Source organism: Pseudomonas glycinae (genome assembly GCF_001594225.2).
Lineage (GTDB): Bacteria > Pseudomonadota > Gammaproteobacteria > Pseudomonadales > Pseudomonadaceae > Aquipseudomonas > Aquipseudomonas glycinae.
The window spans coordinates 5,463,302-5,485,346 of record NZ_CP014205.2; the positions used below are offsets into that span (position 1 = coordinate 5,463,302).

Annotated in this window: 22 protein-coding genes and 1 tRNA gene; 10 read left to right on the plus strand and 13 right to left on the minus strand. The window is 61.2% G+C overall.

Annotated features, from left to right (window positions below):
- The first annotated feature begins 335 nt into the window (after positions 1 to 335).
- Positions 336 to 1,727 (plus strand): GABA permease, encoded by a 1,392-nt coding sequence (gene gabP, locus AWU82_RS24980; protein ID WP_064382785.1) that lies wholly within the window; start codon positions 336 to 338, stop codon positions 1,725 to 1,727.
- A 70-nt stretch (positions 1,728 to 1,797) separates the two neighbouring features.
- On the opposite strand, the gene AWU82_RS24985 is transcribed toward gabP, so the two are convergent.
- From AWU82_RS24985 to AWU82_RS24995, 3 genes are read right to left on the minus strand one after another with little or no spacing between them, the layout of a single operon-like run.
- Entirely contained in the window at positions 1,798 to 2,250 is a 453-nt protein-coding gene (locus AWU82_RS24985) for a hypothetical protein (protein ID WP_064382786.1), read from the minus strand.
- A 6-nt stretch (positions 2,251 to 2,256) separates the two neighbouring features.
- Positions 2,257 to 2,670, minus strand: a complete 414-nt coding sequence (locus AWU82_RS24990; RefSeq protein ID WP_064382787.1) for a hypothetical protein — start codon at positions 2,668 to 2,670, stop codon at positions 2,257 to 2,259.
- A 20-nt stretch (positions 2,671 to 2,690) separates the two neighbouring features.
- Complete coding sequence (locus AWU82_RS24995; protein WP_064382788.1) at positions 2,691 to 3,641, minus strand: alpha/beta hydrolase family protein; 951 nt, start codon at positions 3,639 to 3,641, stop codon at positions 2,691 to 2,693.
- A gap of 264 nt (positions 3,642 to 3,905) precedes the next feature.
- Between AWU82_RS24995 and AWU82_RS25000 the strand changes: the two genes are divergently transcribed.
- A complete protein-coding gene (locus tag AWU82_RS25000; RefSeq protein ID WP_064382789.1) occupies positions 3,906 to 4,355 on the plus strand; it encodes a hypothetical protein in 450 nt (149 codons plus the stop codon).
- On the opposite strand, the gene AWU82_RS25005 is transcribed toward AWU82_RS25000, so the two are convergent.
- From AWU82_RS25005 to AWU82_RS25025, 5 genes are all read right to left on the minus strand, one after another.
- On the minus strand, positions 4,352 to 4,690 hold the full coding sequence (locus tag AWU82_RS25005) for a hypothetical protein (RefSeq protein ID WP_064382790.1): 339 nt from the start codon (positions 4,688 to 4,690) through the stop codon (positions 4,352 to 4,354). The genes AWU82_RS25000 and AWU82_RS25005 overlap by 4 nt on opposite strands.
- Positions 4,691 to 4,825: 135 nt before the next feature.
- Positions 4,826 to 4,901 (minus strand) — tRNA-Phe (locus AWU82_RS25010).
- 104 nt (positions 4,902 to 5,005) lie between these two features.
- A complete protein-coding gene (locus AWU82_RS25015) occupies positions 5,006 to 5,278 on the minus strand; it encodes an oxidative damage protection protein (RefSeq protein ID WP_007952551.1) in 273 nt (90 codons plus the stop codon).
- Positions 5,275 to 6,342 (minus strand): A/G-specific adenine glycosylase, encoded by a 1,068-nt coding sequence (gene mutY, locus AWU82_RS25020; protein WP_064382791.1) that lies wholly within the window; start codon positions 6,340 to 6,342, stop codon positions 5,275 to 5,277. Before mutY ends, AWU82_RS25015 begins: the two co-directional genes overlap by 4 nt.
- Positions 6,339 to 8,561 (minus strand): AsmA family protein, encoded by a 2,223-nt coding sequence (locus AWU82_RS25025; protein WP_064382792.1) that lies wholly within the window; start codon positions 8,559 to 8,561, stop codon positions 6,339 to 6,341. Before AWU82_RS25025 ends, mutY begins: the two co-directional genes overlap by 4 nt.
- Positions 8,562 to 8,915: 354 nt before the next feature.
- On the opposite strand from AWU82_RS25025, the gene AWU82_RS25030 reads away from it, so the two are divergent.
- The 7 genes from AWU82_RS25030 (at position 8,916) to AWU82_RS25060 (ending at position 14,796) form a co-directional block, all read left to right on the plus strand.
- Positions 8,916 to 10,580 (plus strand): OFA family MFS transporter, encoded by a 1,665-nt coding sequence (locus tag AWU82_RS25030; protein WP_039764668.1) that lies wholly within the window; start codon positions 8,916 to 8,918, stop codon positions 10,578 to 10,580.
- 271 nt (positions 10,581 to 10,851) lie between these two features.
- Positions 10,852 to 11,445 (plus strand): imidazoleglycerol-phosphate dehydratase HisB, encoded by a 594-nt coding sequence (gene hisB, locus AWU82_RS25035; protein WP_039764670.1) that lies wholly within the window; start codon positions 10,852 to 10,854, stop codon positions 11,443 to 11,445.
- Positions 11,445 to 12,083 carry an imidazole glycerol phosphate synthase subunit HisH gene (gene hisH, locus AWU82_RS25040; RefSeq protein WP_007952546.1) on the plus strand — a complete coding sequence of 213 codons (639 nt, stop codon included), beginning with the start codon at positions 11,445 to 11,447 and terminating at the stop codon, positions 12,081 to 12,083. Before hisB ends, hisH begins: the two co-directional genes overlap by 1 nt.
- Positions 12,084 to 12,344, plus strand: a complete 261-nt coding sequence (locus tag AWU82_RS25045; RefSeq protein ID WP_011332018.1) for a DUF2164 domain-containing protein — start codon at positions 12,084 to 12,086, stop codon at positions 12,342 to 12,344.
- Positions 12,345 to 12,446: 102 nt separating this feature from the next.
- Positions 12,447 to 13,184: a 1-(5-phosphoribosyl)-5-[(5-phosphoribosylamino)methylideneamino]imidazole-4-carboxamide isomerase gene (gene hisA / locus AWU82_RS25050; RefSeq protein ID WP_003220753.1), complete on the plus strand. Its 738-nt coding sequence runs from the start codon at positions 12,447 to 12,449 to the stop codon at positions 13,182 to 13,184.
- Positions 13,185 to 13,193: 9 nt separating this feature from the next.
- Positions 13,194 to 13,964, plus strand: coding sequence for an imidazole glycerol phosphate synthase subunit HisF (gene hisF, locus AWU82_RS25055; RefSeq protein WP_007897430.1), 771 nt, complete (start codon positions 13,194 to 13,196; stop codon positions 13,962 to 13,964).
- Positions 13,965 to 14,040: 76 nt separating this feature from the next.
- On the plus strand, positions 14,041 to 14,796 hold the full coding sequence (locus AWU82_RS25060; protein WP_064382793.1) for a substrate-binding periplasmic protein: 756 nt from the start codon (positions 14,041 to 14,043) through the stop codon (positions 14,794 to 14,796).
- Here AWU82_RS25060 and AWU82_RS25065 read toward each other — a convergent pair.
- The 5 genes from AWU82_RS25065 to gpmI form a co-directional block, all read right to left on the minus strand.
- Positions 14,777 to 16,165 carry a Vps62-related protein gene (locus tag AWU82_RS25065; protein ID WP_064382794.1) on the minus strand — a complete coding sequence of 463 codons (1,389 nt, stop codon included), beginning with the start codon at positions 16,163 to 16,165 and terminating at the stop codon, positions 14,777 to 14,779. The two genes, AWU82_RS25060 and AWU82_RS25065, sit on opposite strands and share 20 nt — an antisense overlap.
- A gap of 118 nt (positions 16,166 to 16,283) precedes the next feature.
- Complete coding sequence (locus AWU82_RS25070) at positions 16,284 to 17,060, minus strand: divergent polysaccharide deacetylase family protein (protein ID WP_064382795.1); 777 nt, start codon at positions 17,058 to 17,060, stop codon at positions 16,284 to 16,286.
- Between the two features lie 2 nt (positions 17,061 to 17,062).
- Complete coding sequence (locus tag AWU82_RS25075) at positions 17,063 to 18,382, minus strand: S41 family peptidase (RefSeq protein ID WP_064382796.1); 1,320 nt, start codon at positions 18,380 to 18,382, stop codon at positions 17,063 to 17,065.
- A 31-nt stretch (positions 18,383 to 18,413) separates the two neighbouring features.
- On the minus strand, positions 18,414 to 19,700 hold the full coding sequence (locus tag AWU82_RS25080) for a murein hydrolase activator EnvC family protein (protein WP_064382797.1): 1,287 nt from the start codon (positions 19,698 to 19,700) through the stop codon (positions 18,414 to 18,416).
- 252 nt (positions 19,701 to 19,952) lie between these two features.
- The gene (gene gpmI, locus AWU82_RS25085) at positions 19,953 to 21,479 is read right to left on the minus strand and encodes a 2,3-bisphosphoglycerate-independent phosphoglycerate mutase (protein ID WP_064382798.1); all 1,527 of its coding nucleotides are present in this window, start codon (positions 21,477 to 21,479) and stop codon (positions 19,953 to 19,955) included.
- 152 nt (positions 21,480 to 21,631) lie between these two features.
- On the opposite strand from gpmI, the gene AWU82_RS25090 reads away from it, so the two are divergent.
- Positions 21,632 to 22,045, plus strand: coding sequence for a rhodanese-like domain-containing protein (locus AWU82_RS25090; protein WP_007952524.1), 414 nt, complete (start codon positions 21,632 to 21,634; stop codon positions 22,043 to 22,045).

A 22,045-nucleotide genomic window follows, 5' to 3' on the forward strand; every position in this document is an offset into this window, starting at 1 on the left:
CGATGTTGCCACCTTTGGCGGGGTGTTGGAAGCGCTATCCGGCCGAACGTTCCTCATTCGCCCTTTTATTGTGCATCCCGTACTTTTTCAGTGTGTTTCTGGTGCGCCGATTCGTTTAGAAAGTGAGTCGCAGGGTAACGCTTTGGCGAAAGGCCATTATTCTCAAGGACTTGCGATGACTGTCCGGTCGCGCTGAAAACCGCAGGCCAGAAGAGTTTGAAACATTTTGGCGCATTTATTGCGTGCAGAATCCGGAACGCCCCGTTGGATTCTTTTTACGAGAAGGAACGCCAGACGGGCCGGACGCAATCGCTTTCCTCGCAAAGGTAGTTCCAATGAGCAGTACCCAAAGCTCCAATGGCCTCGAACAGGGGCTCAAACCGCGTCATGTGACCATGCTGTCGATCGCCGGGGTGATCGGTGCAGGTCTGTTCGTCGGCTCCGGCCACGCCATCGCCGCCGCCGGTCCCGCTGTTCTGCTGGCTTACGCCGCGGCTGGCGCGCTGGTTGTGCTGGTCATGCGCATGCTCGGCGAAATGGCGGTTGCCTCGCCTGACACCGGCTCGTTCTCGACTTACGCCGACCGTGCCATCGGTCACTGGGCCGGTTTCACCATCGGCTGGCTGTACTGGTGGTTCTGGGTCTTGGTGATTCCGCTGGAAGCCAACGCCGCCGCGACCATCCTGCACGCGTGGTTCCCCGGTGTGGAAATCTGGGCCTTCGCCCTGATCATCACCATGCTGCTGACCGTGACCAACCTGTTCAGCGTGAAAAACTACGGTGAGTTCGAATTCTGGTTCGCCCTGCTCAAAGTCGTGGCGATCATCGGTTTCATCATTCTTGGCGTCGCGGCCATTTTCGGCTTCCTGCCGAACAGCCAGGTCAGCGGCGTTTCGCACATCTTCGACACCCAGGGCTTTCTGCCAAACGGCATGGGCGCGGTGCTGGGCGCGATCCTGACCACCATGTTCTCCTTCATGGGTACCGAGATCGTGACCATCGCGGCCGCCGAATCGAAGAACCCGGGCAAGCAGATCTCCAAGGCCACCAACTCGGTGATCTGGCGGATCGGCCTGTTCTACCTCGTGTCGATCTTCATCGTCGTGGCCCTGGTGCCATGGAACGACCCGGTTCTGGCCAGCCTCGGCTCCTACCAGACTGTGCTTGAGCGCATGGGCATCCCGAACGCCAAGATGATCGTCGATATCGTGGTTCTGGTCGCTGTGACCAGCTGCCTGAACTCGGCGCTGTACACCTCGTCGCGCATGCTGTTCTCCCTCGGCAAGCGTGGCGACGCCCCGGCCATGTCGACCCGCACCAACAAGAGCGGCACCCCTTACTGGGCGGTGATGCTGTCCACTGGCGCGGCATTCCTGTGCACCTTCGCCAACTACGTGGCCCCGGCTGCGGTGTTCGAGTTCCTGCTGGCCAGTTCCGGCGCCATCGCGCTGCTGGTGTACCTGGTGATCGCGATTTCGCAACTGCGCATGCGTAAACAACGCATGGCTCGCGGCGAGAAAATCGTCTTCAGCATGTGGCTGTTCCCGGGCCTGACCTACGCGGTGATCGCCTTCATCGTGGCAGCCCTGACCATCATGCTGTTCCAGGACGCCCACCGCGTGGAAATCCTCGCGACCGGCCTGCTGAGTCTGGTGGTTGTGGCGACCGGCCTGTTGGTGGCTCGTCGTCGGAAAATGGAAAACCGTGGTGCGGCAGTTCTGAACTGATCCGCCACGAGTAACGCAAAACGGCCGCTGTCAGTGATGACAAGCGGCCGTTTTTGTTACTGCGAGCGGTTTATTCGCTCTTCTCTTCCTGCGTTTCCACCGACTGACCGTAGGTGTCCAGCGCAATCCCGAAATCGCTGATGAACTGCGGTTCGCTCAGCCAGGCCTGGGCGGTCTCGCGATCCATGCCGTCGGCCCACATGCGGTAGTCGATCAGCATGTCGGCGGCCAGGTGAGTGGCGGCCATGCCTTCGTTCTCGGCGTTTTCCATGTCCAGCAGATCAGGATGATCGACGATGATGAACGCCAGCTCGCGGAGCAGCGTCAGCAGCATTTCGTTGCGGCTGACGGCTTCGGCGTCGCGCATCTTGCTGAACATCGCCAAGGTGTATTCCGGGATCGGCTCGGCCAGATGGCCAAGGTCATCGTCCTGCGCCAGGGGTTTGCGACCGACCATGCGGATCTGCTTGGCTTTGGCCTTGGCGCGTTTGGCGCGTTTCTGTTGCTTGTTCAGGGATGCCATGGGAACTCAGTTTTTCTGTTGGGTTTGTGCGGCGATTGCGTCGGACGCGGCCACATAGTCTTTCTGGAAATCCGGCGATTCGATCCACGCCAGAGCGCCAGCCTCGTCAGTCTCGGTGGACCACTGGCGGTACTCGATCAGCGCGGCGAGGATGAAGTCCATTGCGCCTTCTTCGCCTTCCTGCTCGTACACCAGCTCCAGCAGCGGGTCTTCGAGGAACGCGGTGCACAGGGCCTGCTGGCTGATCTTTTCGGCGTCGATCATTTTCTTGAACAGTTCGGTGAGGTCTACCGACTCGAAATCGATGCGGTCGTCGTTCGGGTCCAGCTCGACCAGCGCTTCCGCACGTTTGGTGCGGTTCTGCTTGGCCTTGGTCTTGGCCCGGGCGGCGCGTTTTTGCTGCTTGTTGGCGGAAGCCATGGTGTGTGTTCCGTGGTGCGTTAAAGGGCTTGGCTGCGTGGGATCTTGCGCCCCGGTGTGTCGGAGGCCAGTTCGCCGGTCTGCAGCCAGGTCAGAGCGATGGGCCATAGTGTGGCTTGGTATGCGCTGCGAAAAAAGGCGAAATGTCCGACGTGCTGTTCGCCGATGTCCTGCGGCTCGATTCGCAGGTGGGTCTTTTGCGCGTTGTGGAAGTAAGCGAGCAGGCGTTCGATGGCGGGAATCGTGCCGTAGGGATCGTCGCTGATGCTGATTGCCAAGGCTTTGGCCCGGACGTTGGCGAACGGCAAGTCCGCCATCTTTCTACCGCTCGGGCGCCGCTCATAACGTGCGGCCGGCGTGCTCCAGTCGCGCACCACGCCGGCGGGCGTGTCTTCCAGCCAGCCAAGTCGTTTGCCCGGAAAGTAGCCACACAACAGCGTGACCAGCGGCATCAGCAGATGCCATTTTCCGAACATCCGCCAGCGGTGCTCGGGCGCGTAATCGCGCCAATAAGCGAATTGCGCGCCGACCGTCACTAGTCGTCGGATTACCTGTCCGGAGGCCCCCAGGCCTGCTGCGCAGCCACCAAAGCTGTGCCCGACCACATCGATCGGCTGGCCGGGAAACTCCCGTTGCGCGCGTTTGAGCATCGCCTCGAAATCCAGCGCGCCCCAATCCGTCCATGAAGCCTGCAAATGCCTCATCGACTTCGGCCGCGACTCGCCAATGCCGCGGTAGTCGTAAATGATCACGTCGAAGCCGTTGGCGAACAGATACGCCGCGAAGCGCGAGTAGTGGCGGCAGCGCACGGACGTGGCGGCGTTGATGATGACCACTGGGCGCTGTGGATCGGGCGAAGCGTGGCGCCAGGTGAAACCGCCGAGCAGATAGCCGTCGGCGGCGGGCTCGTGGAAGGGCTCGCTTTCTGCTGACAGCTGACCGAGTGGCAGTGTCGCGCTTTGTAGGTTCATGGCGATCCAGACTTTCGGGGACGGGTCGAGGATGAACTTCAAGTGAGTGGGTATGCAACGAATTGGAACGCAGTGAGTACCCAATTCGCAGGTTGATCAGGCAATCGCTAATTCGAGACGCAATGCGGCGCGAATCGTTGATGGAGTTTTCTGTAGTCCTTTTCGTATCAACCGCAACTCCCAATCGTTCTAAAACCCACCCCGCAAGACAAAATCTAAAAAGAGGTAACGATTGGGTTCCGCGAGAGCCCGGGAGTCGTCCTCATGAAACGCGTTCTTTCATTCGTGCTGCCCCTTGCCGCTGCGGCGGTGCTGCTGTTTCCGATCATGGCGCAGGCTGCAAGCCTGGAGCCGATCGACAGTTCCGCCGTGCAGGTTCAGCAGCAAGAGCAAAACGGTGTTCGCTATCTGGCCGGCGGGATTGGTGAAGATGAGTCGAAAGCCATTCAGCAATCCGCGGGCTACAACCTGCACATGACGTTCGCTGTCGGCATGCAAAATCAATACACCGCCGATGTCGATGTGATGATTCAAAAAGCACCCGGCCAGACCGTGCTGACGCTGAGTCAAACCGGGCCATTGGTGTACGTGCAGTTACCGCCCGGCAAATATACGGTCGTCGCGACCCGCAATGGTGAAACGCGCCGGGATGCGGCGGAAATTGGCGGCGGTGTTGCGCGCAATCTGGTGTTCCACTGGAACGACAACAGCTAGCGTTGCTGACGGTCGCGCCGGGATGGCGCGACCGTTGCCGTGCGGCCCAGCCAGATCAATACCCAGGCGGCGCCCGACAGAAAGAGGGCGAGGAGGCAATGCGCGGCGACGGCAAACCAGAAGCTGCTGGGTTGTGTGCTCAACGAATACACGGCGAAGCGTTTGCCGCGTGCCATGTTGCCGATGCGCCCCTGAATCAGACCGTCCACGGTTTCATAGGCGATCAGTCCGATGCACAGGATCAGCACCAGGCCGAGCGCGATCATCAGCCAGTCGGTGCGTTTTACGGGCGGCGCGGGATGGGGCAGGGGAACGCGGGTTCTCTTCTGGTTCATCGCGGGATGACCCTCTTCCGTAAGGGTTGAGCAACGTATCGCGAATTCCGGCCTGCAAGAAGAGCGGGATCCGGTCGCCATCAAATCGCAGGCATAAAAAAACCCTGAATCTTGCGATTCAGGGTTTTCGGTATTTGGTGCCCAGAGACGGAATCGAACCGCCGACACGGGGATTTTCAATCCCCTGCTCTACCGACTGAGCTATCTGGGCAACGGGGCGCATTAAAAGGGTTTTTCGGATTTACGTCAAACACTTTTTTAAAATTTCTTAAATTAATTCCGTCGCTTACGATCCGACCCCCGATTTCGCGGGTTTTACTCTGCAGGCGGAACGTAGCCTTCGGCCTGAGCGTATTCCTCGCCGGAGAAGTACTTGTCCATTTCGCCCTGAAGAAATTTGCGGTCTTCGGCGTTCATCATGTTCAGGCGTTTTTCGTTGATCAGCAGGGTCTGGTGTTTCTGCCAGTCAGCCCAGGCCTTGGCCGAGACGTGTTCGAAAATATCCTGGCCCTTGGCGCCCGGGTACGGTGGGCGCTCCAGACCTTCGAGTTGTTCTTTGTACTTGCGGCACATTACGGTGCGGGTCATGTCGACTCTCCTGCATTCAAGACGGCGGCCGCGCGTTCGAGCAAGGTCTTGACCGGGGCGGCGAGGCCCAGGCGCGGCGGGGTGGCGAGGTTATACCAGAGCCAGTCGGCCTCGGCCACGTGGCCGCCGGCTTCCTGCACCAGAACCAGCCAGGGTTCGATGGACAACTGGAAGTGGCTGAAGGTGTGGACCAGGCTCGGCAGCGCCTGCTGCTCGCCCAGTTCCAGCGAGTGCTGCGCGGCGAGGTGCTGCAGGTCGTCGAGGTCGTCGAGTTCCGGCAGGCTCCACAATCCACCCCACAATCCGCTGGACGGGCGGCGATAAAGCAAAATCGCGCCGTCCTCGTTGGCCAGCAGCGGCATCAGCGTGCGTTTCTGCGGGATGGCCTTGCGCGGCTTGGGGATCGGGTACCGCGTCTCCAGGCCGAGCATGTGCGCTTCGCAACCCTTTTTCAGCGGACACAGCAGACAGCTCGGCTTGCTGCGGGTGCAGAGCGTGGCGCCCAGGTCCATCATCGCCTGGGTGTAGGCGTTGACCCGATCCTGCGGCGTGAAGCGCTCGGCGTTGGCCCACAGCTGTTTGGCAACCTTCGGTTCGCCGGGGTAGCCCTCCTGCGCGGTAAAGCGCGCCAGCACCCGTTTGACGTTGCCGTCGAGGATCGGCGCGCGCAGGCCCATGCTGATGCTGGCGATCGCGCCGGCAGTCGACAGGCCGATGCCCGGCAAATCCGTGAGCTTCTCGACATCGCGGGGGAACTCGCCACCGTACTGGCTGACGACGATCTTCGCGGTCTTCTGCAGATTGCGCGCGCGGGTGTAGTAACCGAGCCCGGTCCACAGGTGCAGTACTTCGTCTTCCGGCGCTTCGGCCAGGGCTTCGACCGTCGGCAGGGCGGCCATGAAGCGGTCGAAGTAATTGAGCACGGTGCTGACCTGGGTCTGCTGCAACATGATCTCGGACACCCACACCCGGTACGGGTTGATGTTCTGTTGCCAGGGCAAATCATGGCGGCCGTGGCGGTCGTACCATTCCAGCACCGCCGTGGAAAACTGCTCCGCTCTCATCGCTTGAACAGCCCCTTCAATGCGTTTTTCAGTTCCGGGCTGACTTTGTCGCCCAGTTTCTCGTCGATCTTTTCGCTGAGCTTGTCGCCGGCCAGTTTGCTCGCGACCTGGCCCATCCGTTCGTTGTCCACGCGGCAGGCCTTGGCGCCCAGTTCCAGTGGGCCACGGCAACGCAGCGGCCATTCGATGCCGACGAATTTGTCGCCGACCTGGCAGGCCGGGTCAGGCATGGCGCTGGTGTCGCCTTCGACGATGATGCCGACGCGATAGTCCATGCCCAGCACCTTGAGGTCGATATCGCCGTCACCGTTGACGCTCATGCCGGGGATGCGCACTTTCAGGTCCGGGTTGCTGGCCACGCCGTTGCGGAAGGTCAGGTTGCCCTTGAGCTCCTGGAACGGTGTGTCCTTGCCCCGCGGCTCGCCGCTCAGGGATTTTCGGTTGAGGGTGGCGATGCCCTTGCACAGTTGCTGCTCAAGGTTGGCGTTGAGCAGCACGCCGTTGTTGATCACGAAACTGGCGTTGCCGTTGAGGGTTTCGATCAGCGCCTGCTGGCTGTTGCCGCTGCCGGTGACGGTGCTGGTGAGATTGACCAGACCCTTGACCGGCGGGTTCTTGCCCTGGCTTTCGAGGATTTTCTCCACTGGCACGCGGTTGATCCGGGTTTGCAGGTTCAGCACCGGCGCGGTCTGGCGCACGTCCAGTGTGCCCTTGGCTTCGAAGTCGCCGTTGTACAGCTCGCCGCGCAGGTTCTCCAGAGTCAGCAGGCCGCCCTGGCCGGTGGCTTTCAGTGCGGCGTTCTGGATCGGCAATTTGTCGAGGGTCAACTGGCCGAAGGTCAGGTCAGCGTTCACGTCGAGCTTGCTCAGGCGCTCGACCGGGAACAGGCGCTCGGTGCTCCAGGCGCTTTTGCTCGGTTTCTCCGGCAGCGGTGTGCTGCCGGCACCCGCCATCGCATCGGCCTCGGCACTGGCGACTTCGGCCTGACGAACCTGAGTGGCGTTATTGGCTTTTTCCGATTTCGGCGGCAGGTAGCGGTCGACGTTGAAGGTGTCGGCCTTGAGGACCGCCCGCAGCGATTGTTTGGCGAAATCCTCGACGGCGATGCGGCCGCTGAAGCTGCTGTCGTCGAGTTTCAGGTTGATGTTGTCCAGCGCCACGCTGGTCGGCGTCGCGGCGACACGGCTGACCAGTTCAACCTTGCTCAGGCTGCCTTCGGCCATGGCCGGCAGGGTCTGACCGATGCTGTCGACGAATTTCGCCAGGTCGAACTGGGCGATGGAAATCCCGCCGCTGATCTGTGGCGTCTTGTCCAGGTCATTGGCCTTCAGCTCGCCGAGGGCACGCAACTGATTGACCGACAGTTTGATGCCGGTCCATTCGGCGACGTTGGCGGCCTTGTCCAGCAACAATTGGCCCTGGGCGGCAAAGGTTACGGTCTTGCCCTGCAGCGGATCGCCGGCGACTTCGCCGGACAGCTTCAGGTCTTCGAACTTGTAGCGTTGCAGGGCGCGCTCGAAGCGCAGCTCGCCGTTGAGCTCGGTGCGCACCCGCAGCACTGGCTGGTTGGTGCCGAGGAACGCGGTGGCCTTGACCGGGATGTTGGTCGAATCGTGAACCGCGCCGGTGCTCAGCTGAATGCTTTCGGCGCTGAATTGCTTGCCGGTCAGCTCGTCGTTGTATTCCACGCGGGCGTTGTTGACGGTCAGGCTGTCGATGTCGAGGCGGATCGGCTGGGCCGGTTTTTCCACCGGGACCGGTGTTGCTGGAGACGCTTCCCCGGCGGTCGCAGGCGGTGTGCTGCCGGCGGGAGCCGGCACCTTGCCGATGTCTTCCCAGTTGCCATGACCATTCTTGTCACGGTTCAGGCGCAGGTTCAGGCCTTCGACGCGCACGTCGCTCATTTGCACCTCGCGGCGCAGCAGCGGCAGCACGCGCACGGACAGGCCGAGCATCTGCAGGTCGGCGAACGGTTCGGCAGGTTTGGCCAGGGTCGCGACACTGGCCTCGTGCAGTTCCAGGCCGAGCCACGGGAACAGGCTCCAGCCGATGTCGCCATTGAGCGTCAGCTCGATGTGGGCCTTGTCGCGGGCAATCTGGCGGATCTCGTCTTTGTAGTCGTTGGGATCAAACAGGTGGGTCAGGGCGAAGCCCGCCGCCACAATGATCAGCAACAGCCCGAGAAGTACCAGACCCAGGATTTTGCCGAACGCTTTCATGGGCGAGTCCTTGTAAGTAGTCGAATTCGTAATTTAGCCGGGGAGTATAGCGCTGCATCAACCCGCGCTGTTGCGGTGTCCCCTGCACGCTGCTGAACCGTGATGTACAGCGCTTCGACAACGGTCGGCATCGGGGTTCCCCGGCGTCATGAGATCAGATGACTCAAAAAAGGTGATATCAGTTTGGTTTTTCTGTCACGTGCAAATGGTAACCTTCGCCCGTTCGTCCGCCCATCTGCGACTTAACGTCGCGCTTTCAAGGAGCTTCACCCGCAAAAAACGGTCATGCCTGCGTGCATAAAGGCCGGGGTGGGCAGTGGCTGGCGAACCATACTAATAATTGGGGGATACACAATGAGCACGACCATTACGGCGGACGGCTTCAAAGCCGATCAGCCCGGGTTCCTGTCCAAGGAACGCATCATCGCCAAGCCCGGTTTCAACCGTTGGCTGGTGCCGCCGGCCGCTCTGGCCATTCACCTGTGCATCGGCATGGCCTACGGCTTCTCGGTGTTCTGGTTGCCGCTGTCCAAGGCACTGGGCGTCACCGCTCCGGTGGCTTGCGCACCGGACATGAGCTTCATCGCACAAGTCTTCTCGTCGCAATGTGACTGGCCGATCTCCATGCTCGGCTGGATCTACACCCTGTTCTTCATCTTCCTCGGCTGCTCGGCAGCGATCTGGGGTGGCTGGCTTGAACACGCAGGACCACGCAAGGCCGGCGTTGTATCGGCACTTTGCTGGTGCGGCGGTCTGCTGATTTCTGCGCTGGGTATCTATACCCACCAGATCTGGCTGATGTGGATCGGCTCCGGCGTGATCGGCGGTATCGGTCTGGGTCTGGGCTACATCTCGCCGGTCTCGACCCTGATCAAATGGTTCCCGGACAAGCGCGGCATGGCGACCGGCATGGCGATCATGGGCTTCGGCGGTGGCGCGATGGTTGGTGCACCACTGGCGACCGCTCTGATGAGCCATTTCGCTTCGCCGACTGGCGTGGGCGTGTGGCAGAGCTTCGTGGCCATGGCCGCAATCTACTTCGTGTTCATGATCGGTGGCGCCTTGGCCTACCGCGTACCGCCAACCGGCTGGAAGCCTGAAGGCTGGACCGCGCCGGCGAAGAAAGCGTCGAACGCGATGATCACCCACCGTCACGTTCACGTGAATGTGGCGTGGAAAACCCCGCAATTCCGCCTGGTGTGGCTGGTGCTGTGCCTGAACGTGTCTGCCGGTATCGGCATCCTCGGCATGGCTTCGCCACTGTTGCAGGAAGTGTTCGGTGGCAAGCTGCTGGGCAACGATCTGCCGTTCGGTCAGCTGGATGCCGGTCAACTGGCTTCCATCGCAGCGATTGCGGCCGGTTTCACCGGTCTGCTGAGCCTGTTCAACATCGGCGGTCGCTTCTTCTGGGCGTCGTTCTCGGACTACCTGGGCCGCAAGAACACCTACTTCGTGTTCTTCGCACTGGGCTTTGCGCTGTACGCACTGATCCCGAACCTCGGTCACCTGGGCAACGTTGCGCTGTTCGTGGCGGCGTTCTGCATCATCCTGTCGATGTACGGCGGCGGTTTTGCGACCGTTCCGGCCTATCTGGCCGACCTGTTCGGTACGCAGATGGTGGGCGCTATCCACGGTCGTCTGCTGACTGCCTGGGCCGCCGCTGGCGTGCTGGGTCCGGTGCTGGTGAACTACCTGCGTGAGTATCAGCTGAGCATCGGCGTTGAACGCGCCGCCGCTTACGACATCACCCTGTACATCCTCGCCGGCCTGCTGGTGCTGGGCTTCCTGTGCAACCTGCTGGTGCGCCCGGTGGCGGACAAGTACTTCATGACCGACGCCGAACTGGCCGCCGAACAGGCGCTGGGTCACGACAAGGGTGCTGACGGCAGCACCGTGCTGGAGTGGAAAGCCGCGCCGGGCAGCAAGCCGCTGGCGATCGCTGCGTGGCTGGTGGTGGGGATTCCGTTGGCGTGGGGTGTGTGGGTGACCCTGCAGAAGACGGCGGTTCTGTTCCACTAAGTTCGTTTACACCTGATCGTTCCCACGCTCTGCGTGGGAATGTCTCCCTGTGACGCTCTGCGTCACATTCGAAGTGGACGCAGAGCGTCCGGGGCTGCACTCCCACGCAGAGCGTGGGAGCGATCAGCGCCATTCAACGCTTGTATGGACATGTCTATCCCCGACAGCACAGAGTTCTATCCGTCAGTCATTCCACCTCTCGTGTTTCTGTTTCGGCCCCGCGCCCCTATAATGGCTGCCTTTTTCGCCCAATGATTTTGCGGAGCTGGTGATGGCCGAACGTAAGGCGTCTGTCGAGCGCGACACTCTGGAAACCCAGATCAAAGCCTCGATCAACCTTGATGGCACCGGAAAGGCCCGATTCGATATCGGTGTTCCTTTTCTTGAGCACATGCTGGATCAGATCGCCCGTCACGGGTTGATCGACCTGGATATCCAATGCAAGGGCGATCTGCATATCGACGACCACCATACGGTGGAAGACGTCGGTATCACCCTCGGCCAGGCCTTCGCGCAAGCCATTGGCGACAAGAAAGGCATTCGTCGCTACGGCCACGCCTACGTGCCGCTTGATGAAGCGCTGTCGCGCGTGGTGATCGACTTCTCCGGCCGTCCGGGCCTGCAGATGCACGTGCCGTACACCCGCGCCACCGTTGGCGGCTTCGACGTCGACCTGTTCCAGGAATTCTTCCAGGGCTTCGTCAACCACGCGCTGGTCAGCCTGCACATCGACAACTTGCGCGGCACCAACACCCACCACCAGATCGAAACCGTGTTCAAGGCTTTCGGCCGCGCACTGCGCATGGCCGTCGAGCTGGACGAGCGCATGGCCGGCCAGATGCCTTCGACCAAGGGCGTCCTGTAATGCAGACGGTCGCAGTTATCGATTACGGCATGGGCAACCTGCACTCGGTGGCCAAGGCCCTCGAGCACGTCGGTGCCGGCAAGGTGCTGATCACCAGCGATGCGGCAGTGATCCGCGAAGCCGACCGCGTGGTGTTCCCCGGTGTCGGCGCGATTCGCGATTGCATGGCGGAGATCCGTCGCCTCGGTTTCGATTCGCTGGTACGTGAAGTCAGCCAAGACCGTCCGTTCCTCGGCATCTGCGTCGGCATGCAAGCCTTGCTCGACTCCAGCGAAGAGAACGACGGCGTCGACTGCATCGGCCTGTTCCCGGGCGCGGTGAAGTTCTTCGGCAAAGACCTGCATGAAGACGGCGAACACCTTAAAGTCCCGCACATGGGCTGGAACGAAGTGAAGCAGGCGGTGGATCACCCGCTGTGGCACAACATTCCGGACCTGGCGCGTTTCTACTTCGTGCACAGCTACTACATCGCCGCCGGCAACCCGCGGCAGGTGGTCGGCAGCGGTCATTACGGCGTCGATTTCGCCGCGGCGCTGGCCGAAGGTTCGCGTTTCGCCGTGCAGTTCCACCCGGAGAAGAGCCATACCCATGGCCTGCAATTGCTGCAGAACTTCGCGGCGTGGGACGGTCGCTGGTAAATGGCCGTCAAGAAATCCAAACCGCCGATCCTGACCCTCACTCCCGAGCAGGAGAGCGAGGCCAACCGCAAGATTCAGCGGTTCATGGAGGATCGTTTCGAACTGGACCTGGGTTCGTTCGAGGCGGCGGAAATTCTTGAGCTGTTTACCCGCGAAATTGCTCCGCACTATTACAACAGGGCGATTTTCGATGTGCAGACCCACCTCAAGGAGCGGTTTGAAAGCATCGAAAGCGACCTGTGGGCGCTCGAGAAGAATTAGGGCAGCGGCAAGCTTCAAGCTGCAAGCTGCAAGAAGTACACACGCGTGCGCGCTTGCAGCTTATGGCTTGCAGCTTGCAGCTCTTTTGACGAAGGAAAAAGCATGCTGATTATTCCCGCTATCGATCTTAAAGACGGTGCCTGCGTACGTCTGCGCCAGGGCCGCATGGAAGATTCCACAGTGTTCTCCGATGACCCGGTGAGCATGGCTGCCAAGTGGGTGGAGGGCGGCTGCCGTCGTCTGCATCTGGTCGACCTGAACGGCGCTTTCGAAGGCCAGCCGGTCAACGGCGAAGTGGTGACCGCGATCGCCAAGCGCTACCCGACTCTGCCGATCCAGATCGGCGGCGGCATCCGTTCGCTGGAAACCATCGAGCACTACGTCAAGGCGGGTGTCAGCTACGTGATCATCGGCACCAAAGCGGTGAAGGATCCGGCGTTTGTCGCTGAAGCCTGCCGCGCGTTCCCGGGCAAGATCATCGTCGGTCTGGATGCCAAGGACGGTTTTGTCGCCACCGATGGCTGGGCTGAAATCAGCACCGTGCAGGTCATCGACCTGGCCAAGCAGTTCGAAGCCGACGGCGTGTCCTCGATCGTTTATACCGACATCGCCAAAGACGGCATGATGCAGGGCTGCAACGTGCCGTTCACCGCTGCGCTGGCGGCTGCCACCAAGATCCCGGTGATCGCTTCCGGCGGCATTCACAACCTCGGTGATATCAAGTCGCTGCTCGACGCCAAGGCGCCAGGCATCATCGGCGCCATCACCGGCCGGGCGATCTACGAAGGCACTCTCGACGTCGCCGAAGCGCAAGCTTTCTGCGACTCGTATCAAGGCTGAGGACTGACCATGGCGCTGGCCAAACGCATCATCCCTTGCCTGGACGTGGACAACGGCCGGGTCGTCAAAGGTGTGAAGTTCGAGAACATCCGTGACGCCGGCGACCCGGTGGAAATCGCCCGTCGCTACGACGAGCAGGGTGCTGACGAGATTACCTTTCTCGACATCACCGCCAGCGTCGATGGTCGTGACACCACGCTGCACACCGTCGAGCGCATGGCCAGCCAGGTATTCATCCCGCTGACCGTCGGCGGTGGCGTGCGTACCGTGCAGGACATTCGCAACCTGCTCAATGCCGGTGCGGACAAGGTGTCGATCAACACCGCTGCCGTGTTCAACCCGGAGTTCGTCGGCGAAGCGGCGCAGCATTTCGGCTCGCAATGCATCGTCGTCGCCATCGACGCGAAGAAGGTGTCCGGCCCGGGCGAAACCCCGCGCTGGGAAATTTTCACCCACGGCGGCCGCAAGCCGACCGGCCTCGACGCGGTCGAGTGGGCGAAGAAAATGGAAGGCCTGGGTGCCGGTGAAATCCTCCTGACCAGCATGGATCAGGACGGCATGAAAAACGGTTTTGACCTCGGCGTGACCCGCGCCATCAGCGATGCGCTGGGCATTCCGGTGATCGCTTCCGGCGGCGTCGGCAACCTGCAGCATCTGGCGGACGGCATCCTTGAAGGCCACGCCAGTGCAGTACTGGCGGCGAGTATTTTCCACTTCGGCGAATACACCGTTCAGGAAGCCAAGGCCTACATGGCGCACCGCGGCATCGTAATGCGTTAAACATCCATACAGGCCAGTGGACAGCATGGCGTACCCAAGGCACTCTTGGGCACGCCATGGATTTCGGTAGCCCGACATGATCAAACGCCTGCTTCTCGCCCTCGCCAGTGCCTCCGTGTTGTTGATCAACACCGGCCACGCCGAGGAAAGTCCCGACACCGATCTGGTGCTCCTCACCGAAAACTTCCCGCCGTACAACATGGCGAAGAACGGCAAGAATTTCGCCCAGGATGAAAACATCAATGGCATCGCCACGGACATCGTGCGCGAGATGTTCAAGCGTGCCGGCATCACTTACAGCCTGACCCTGCGCTTCCCCTGGGAGCGGGTCTACAAGCTGGCGCTGGAGAATCCCGGTTACGGAGCGTTCGTCATGGCGCGCCTGCCGGATCGCGAAAAGCTCTTCAAGTGGGTCGGCCCGATCGGGCCGGACGACTGGGTCATGCTGGCCAGGGCCGACAGCAAAATCACCCTCGAAACCCTCAATGACGCGCGCAAATACAAGATCGGCGCCTACAAGGGCGATGCGATTGCCGAGACGTTGACCAAACAGGGCCTGAAGCCGGTGTTGGTGCTGCGCGATCAGGACAACGCCAGGAAACTCGTCGGCGGTCAGATCGATCTGTGGGCCACCGGCGATCCTGCCGGCCGTTATCTGGCGCGGCAGGATGGGGTGACCGGGTTGAAAACCGTACTGCGCTTCAACAGTGCCGAACTGTATCTGGCATTGAACAAGGACGTGCCCGATGCAACGGTTGCCCGGTTGCAGGCCGAGCTGGATCAGATGCGCAAGGACGGTGTGGTCGACGAGATCATGGGACGGTATTTGTAGCGACTTCTTCCTCTGTCGTCAGTTGAGGGGCAAAGCCAATATTGTCGCTGTCACTGTCTGAATGGCTTTCGCTTGCAGGTGGCTCTGTCGCCAGTTGCGGAGTGAAGGTCAGCGTGCTGTCGCTTTCTGGCGGATACTCGGTCAGGTAAAGGCTTTCATCATCGGTGTAACCCACGCTCACTGCTACATGAGTGCCGTCTGCGCGCCTCAACGTATAGATACTTTGTATTTGATAGACCGCCACGGCCTTGTGTTTGGCAGCCATGGCGACGATGTCCAGTGGGCGCGATTCATCCCAGCCGCTGGCTGATGTCTCGCAGTAGGTAAAGTCTTTGTACAGATGTGCCGAGAAGCGGATGGCAGGGGGGGCGCTCGAAGGCAGCGCTGACCACGCTGTCGAGAACTCGATAGCGGTGAGGCGGCTGAAAATCTGCTGCATCTGCGAGTTCTGGGTGCGAACCGCTTTCCATTTGAAAGGCCGTGGCAGATCAGTGGTGTTGTGGCCGTGCCCCACCAGGACATATTGATCCGAGCGTTCCAGACGGTAGAACGGGGAAGTGGACAACTGCTCGCCCGCGGACAGTTGATCGTTTACCGCGAACCATGGAATTCGCACGGTCTGTGTGACCTTGGCCGGTGCCAGTTCCGGAGGGGCTCCATACCCCGACAGTTCAGGCGCCTCGGGTGCAGGTATTGACTGTCGGGGAAGCTGCATTCGCAACGCGTGGACGGTGGAATTCACAGGTTTGGAGTGGCTCTGGACTCCGAAGAACGTGCCCGCTGCAAAGTGGATTTCACCCGCAGCAGCCTGCGCAGGTTCAATGTCCCAGGCGCTGAAGTTCTGCCTGGCGCCACTGCCTTTGTCATCCCAGATCAAATCGCCAACGGTTGCGGGCATGACCAGATCTTCGCGGACACAGCGGATCGCATTGAGTAATGGCTTGTCGCGCCCGTTGGAGCAGACAAACCCCATGGCCACATAGCCGGGAGGAGGGATGGGGCGCCATACCGTGCAGTCGGCGGCGGCTCCGGAGTTGGCGTCCTTCCAGACTCTTTCGTAGTCCGTGGGCGGGCTGAGTGCGTTGCTCCGGGAGGGGCCATCGCCTTGCGGCTCGCCTTCACGGACGACAGCCACGATTCTGTTTCCATTGACGTTTTCGTACCCGGTCACGGCCACATCCCCCAACGGGAAATACCCCGGTAGCAGATCGGGAGCGGGAGCCGGGCGCCAAAAACTGCCAACCGCGGAACCGGAGCCGCGGCTGTCCCAGATCCGGTGGAATTCGCTGGTGAAATTGATCAGCAGATTGCCGAACCGGATCGGTTTCATTCGCTGCGCAGATAATGTGTTGCTGTCGATGCCTGTCATAGTCAGTCCTGAAGTTTGCAAGGCGACCCACAAGAGTCGCTAACCATTACAGGGGTGACTATCCAGATGCGGGCGAGTCGTCAGGCAATAACTATGTGTAGCGGTTGTATCAGGGCATTTATCGGTAGACACCGTTTTTGCCGTGTGCGGCCATGGCGCGATTGCTGCGCACGCTGATCATCTGCTTGATGTCGATCCACTCGATGCCTTGGGCTTTCAACTTTGGCAGCTCCCGCTCCAGCACCGCCAGTGTCTGTGGATAAGGGTGTCCGATCATCAAGGCTGAACCCTGCTTGTGCGCCAGGCTGATTGCTGTCTGCAATTGAGTCAGGATCGCCGCTTCGGTGCGCTCGTCATCGAGAAATACATCCCGCGAAACACTTGCCAGATCGATCTTCTGTGCCTGCTGCGCAGCGACAGTCTGGGCGCTGGTCCGGCTGTCGACGAAGAACTTGTGGCGGCGCTGCAACTCGCCCATCAACCACGCCATGGCCACCGGCTGCGCAGTCATGCGACTGCCCATATGGTTGTTGATGCCGGCGGTGTAGGGGACCATTTTGAACGCAGCGTTCAGCCGTTTCTCGAGTTCTTCGATGGGCAGTTCGGGATGCCAGGCGAACGGGCCTGTGGCCGGGTCCATCGGCATGTGCAGGATCACGATCTTGCCGGCGCGATGGGCTTCGCGGGCAAATTCGGTGGCGTGCGGGGTGTCGGGCATGATCGCCGTGGTGACCGGCCCGGGCAGGGCCAGCACCCGGCGGTCCCGGGGCAGGTTCTGCCCCAGGTCGTCGATGATCAGTGTCAGGTAGGCTTTTTGAGGTGTGGGTCTGGCAGGTTCTGCGTGAGCAGCGCCCGCCAGACAGCACAGCAGGACAAAGACCAGACGCAAGGACATCCTCAACGGCCGGACGTGATGCTCAGGCCTTTGAGCAGGCTCAATGCCTGGGCCAGCTGGTAATCGTCATCCTGCGGCATCGCCTTGGCCTTGCCGCCCGAGCCGGACGGTTTGTCAGCGCCGCCGTTGCCGTTGCCCAGGTGGCCTTGCAGGTCCGCTTCCTTGAAGTAGTCGCCGTCCGCTTCGTTGGTGATCTTGGCCTTGCGTACTTCGATGTCCGGGACGATGCCCTGGGCCTGGATCGAGCGGCCGTTCGGCGTGAAGTACAGCGCCGTGGTGATCTTCAGTGCGCGGTCGTTGTTCAGCGGCAGCACGGTCTGTACCGAGCCCTTGCCGAAACTGGTGGTGCCCATGACCACGGCGCGTTTCTGATCCTGCAGGGCGCCGGCGACGATTTCCGAGGCCGAGGCACTGCCACCGTTGATCAGCACGACCATCGGCACGGCTTCGCTTTCGTCCTTGCCGGTGGCGGAGAAGCGCAGCTCGGAGTTGGCGATCCGGCCCTTGGTGTAGACGATCAGGCCTTTGGTGATGAAGTGGTCGACCACTTCCACCGCCGCCTGCAGCACGCCACCCGGGTTGTTGCGCAGGTCGAGGATGATGCCGTTGAGCTTCTTGCCATTGTCCTTGCGCAGCTTGGCCAGGGCCTTGGAGACTTCTTCGCCGGTCTTGACCTGGAACTGAGTGATGCGGATCAGGCCGTAGCCCGACTCCAGCAGTTGCGTCTTGACGCTCTTCACCTGGATCACGGCGCGAGCCAGGGTTACATCGAACGGCGTGCCGCCGTCGCGCACCAGGGTCAGGGTGATCTTCTGGCCGATCTTGCCGCGCATCTTGTCCACGGCTTCGGTCATGGTCTGGCCGCGGGTCGGCGCGCCGTTGATCTTGACGATGAAGTCGCCGGCCTGGATGCCGGCCTTCGACGCCGGAGTGTCATCGATCGGCGACACGACCTTGATGAAGCCGTCCTCGGCGCCGACTTCGATGCCCAGGCCACCGAATTCACCGCTGGTGCTTTCCTGCAACTCGGCAAAGTCTTCAGGGCCCAGGTAGGCGGAGTGCGGATCAAGGTTGCTGAGCATGCCCTTGATCGCGTTTTCCAGCAGGGTCTTGTCGTCCACCGGCTCGACATAGGCGGCCTTGATCCGGTCCATGACCTCGGCAAAGGTGCGCAGCTCTTCCAGCGGCAACGGCGCCTTGGAAGTCGCGGCAGTACCTGCCGGAGCGACGGCCGGAGCCGGTTGAGCGGCAAACGCCAGAGGCGCGCCGATCACCAGGGCGATCGTCAGGGCCAGCGAGGTAAGGCGGGACAAATGCAGCATGTCGAACGAACTCCTGAATTAGATGGCGTGCTTATCCTTGCGCACGGCACCATTGCGCCGGATCACTCGGGTGACCCTGCTGACGAATTGCGAAATACAGCGCTGGTGTGTCCTGGCCGCCACTGTTACCCACAGTGGAGATGGACTCACCGGCTTTTACCACGTCACCTGCCGACTTGAGCAGCGTCTGGTTGTGACCGTAAAGACTCAGAAAACCGTTGCCGTGGTCGAGAATCACCAGCAGCCCGGCACCGCGCAGCCAGTCGGCAAACACCACGCGCCCACCGTGTACGGCATGCACCTGGCTGCCGGCGGAGGCGCTGATCATCACGCCGTCCCACTTGGTGCGCGCATCGTCGCCACGGGTTTCGCCAAAGCGTGCCAGCAGTCGACCATCAACCGGCCATGGAAGTTTTCCTCGACTTGAGGCAAAGGGGCCACCGAAGGTCTCGCCGCCGCTGGACACCAGGGCGCCAGGCGTCGATCTGACCGGTTTGCGTGGGGCGTCGGTGTTTTCTGCCTCGGCCTCACGCAAGCGCTTTTTTTCGGCTTCCTGCTGGGCGATGAGCGCTTTCTGCCGCGCTTCTTCTGCCTCACGAGCCTGGCGGGCCAGGGTTTCTTCAATGGTTTTAAGGACTTTAGACAGGTCTGCCTGATCCTGCTCGCGGGCGGCCAGTTTCTGGTCCCGGGCTTTCACGTCTTCGTTCAACTTGGCGAGGGCCTGCTGGCGCTCCTTGCGGACCTTGTCGAGCGCTTCGCGCTGAGTGTCGAGATCACTTTGCTGCGCCAGCAACTGAGCCTGCTGCACGCCGATGTCTTTTTCGACGTTGGCCAGTTGGCGCAGGGTTTCGTTGAAGCTCTTCAGCTGCTCCAGGCGGGCCTGGCTCAGGTAGTCGTAATAGGTGAGGGTGCGGGCGAATTTTTCGGGATTCTGCTGGTTGAGCAGCAGCTTGAGGTATTCCTGGCGACCGTTCTGGTAGGCGGCGCGGGCCTGGATGGCGATCAGTCGCTGCTGTTCAGTGCGCGCGCTCTGGAGTTTTTTTTTCTCCGCATCGAGCCGCTGCAGCTCGGATTCGCTCTTCTTCAGCTCTTTCTGCAGGGCTTCGACCTGTTTCTCGAGCTTGCCCATCTCGGTTTCGGTGCCCTTGAGCTCCTTTTGCACCCCGGATTTTTCTTCCTGGAGCTTGCCCAGCAGTTTTTTCAGCTCGGCAATGTCCTGGCGCGTGGCGTCCAGTTGCTGTTGGGTTTGCGCGCGCTCATCCGCGAAGGCCGGTTGGAGCAGGCATGTCAGAGCGAGGGCGATCAGGACGCGAAGCATAGAGGCGGGCGGCACCAGGGTAAGGGACGGCCTAGTATGCCCGCCCGACGCAGCAAAAAAAACGCCCAATTGGGACTGTGTGATAACTGGGGCAAGCGACAGGCCGAATTCCATTTCGAAATCTCCATAAACCACTGTGGGAGCTGGCTTGCGAGCGATGGCGTCCGAACATTCAACAGGGTTGTTGGCTGTCAGATTGCTATCGCTGGCAAGCCAGCTCCCACAGGGTTTTGCGGTGTTTTTGACGGGCGATTACACCAGAATCGAAGTGCCAGTCATTTCCGCCGGTTTTTCCAGGCCCAGCAGTTTCAGCATGGTCGGCGCCACGTCCGCCAGCACGCCGCCTTCGCGGACTTTCAGGTCGCGCTTGCCGACATAGATGAACGGCACCGGCTCGGTGGTGTGTGCGGTGTGCGCTTGCCCGGTGGCTTCGTCAGCCATCTGCTCGACGTTGCCATGGTCGGCGGTGATCAACGCTTCGCCGCCGACTTTTTCCAGGGCTTCGACGATGCGGCCGACGCAGGTGTCCAGGCATTCCACGGCTTTGACCGCGGCTTCGAACACGCCGCTATGGCCGACCATGTCGCCATTGGCGTAGTTGACCACGATCACGTCGTAACGCTGGTTCTCGATGGCCTCGACGATGCGATCGGTGACTTCCGGCGCGCTCATCTCCGGCTGCAAGTCATAGGTGGCGACTTTCGGCGACGGAATCAGGATGCGTTCTTCGCCCGGGAACGGTTCTTCGCGACCACCGGAGAAGAAGAAGGTCACGTGGGCGTATTTCTCGGTTTCGGCGATGCGCAGCTGGGTCTTGCCGTTTTTCGCCAGGTAGTCGCCGAGCACGTTTTCCAGGCTGCCCGGGGCAAAGGCTGCGGGGGCCGGGATGCTGGCGGCGTATTGGGTCAGGCCCACGTATTGCACTTTTGGCTGGCGTGCGCGCTCGAATTCCTTGAAACCATCTTCGACAAATACGCGGCTCAGCTCGCGGGCGCGGTCGGCGCGGAAGTTCATGAACACCACGGCGTCGCCGTCTTCGACTTTTACCGGCTCGCCGATGCTGGTGGCTTTGACGAATTCGTCGCTCTCGCCGCGGGCGTAGGCGGCTTCCAGGCCTTCCTGGGCGGTGGCGGCGTTGAATTCGCCCTTGCCGTCGACGATCAGGTTGTAGGCCTGGGCCACGCGATCCCAACGGTTGTCGCGATCCATGGCGTAGTAGCGACCAATCAGGCTGGCGATGCGGCCCTTGCCCAGCGCCTGGAAGGTCGCGTCGAGCAGTTCGATCGACGAGGCAGCGCTCTTCGGCGGCGTGTCACGGCCATCGAGGAAGGCGTGCAGGTAGATTTTTTCGGCACCGCGCTTGAAGGCCAGTTCGGCCATGGCGATCAGGTGATCCTGGTGGCTGTGAACGCCGCCGTCCGACAGCAGCCCCATGAAATGCACGGCCTTGCCGGCGGCCACGGCCTTGTCCACGGCGGCGCAGATGGTCGGGTTCTCGAAGAACTCGCCGTCGCGGATCGCTTTGGTCACACGGGTGAAGTCCTGATACACCACGCGCCCGGCGCCGAGGTTCATGTGGCCGACTTCGGAGTTGCCCATCTGGCCGTCCGGCAGACCGACGTCCATGCCGCTGCCCGAGATCAAGCCGTTCGGCACGGTGGCCCACAGGCGATCCAGCACAGGCTTCTTGGCCGCATAGACGGCGTTGGACTCGGGGCTGTCGCTGTGACCGAAGCCGTCGAGAATCATCAGGACCAAAGGTTTAGGCGTGGTAGTCATGGAATCCACTCGTGGCTAATAAGAAGAGGGCGATGGAAAAGGGAGTTGGAGTTTAAAGCGAAGTTCCGGCGGCGTCACCGCCGGACGGGGTTTGGCCGACCATAGTGGCTGTGTATACTGGCCGACATTTTAACGCCCTGGAACCTCCTTCGATGGTTGCTCACCTGATTGAATTTGCCACTAACCACTACATTCTTGTCGGTATCTTCGTCGTACTGCTGGCTTTGCTGCTGGCGCATACGGTGCAGGGCGGCGGTAAAAGCCTGAGCACGGGCGAGCTGACCGCTCTGGTCAACAAGGAAGCCGGCGTGGTGGTGGACATCCGTCCGAGCAAGGACTATGCCGCTGGTCACATCGTTGGCGCGGTGAACATTCCCCAGGACAAACTGGCCGCCCGCATCGGCGAGCTGGAAAAACACAAGGCCAAGACCATCATTCTGGTCGACGCCCTGGGCCAGACCGCCGGCACCCACGCCCGCGAGCTGATGAAGGCCGGCTTCACCGCCGCCAAGCTGTCCGGCGGGATTTCCAGCTGGAAAGGCGACAACCTGCCGTTGGTGAAGTGA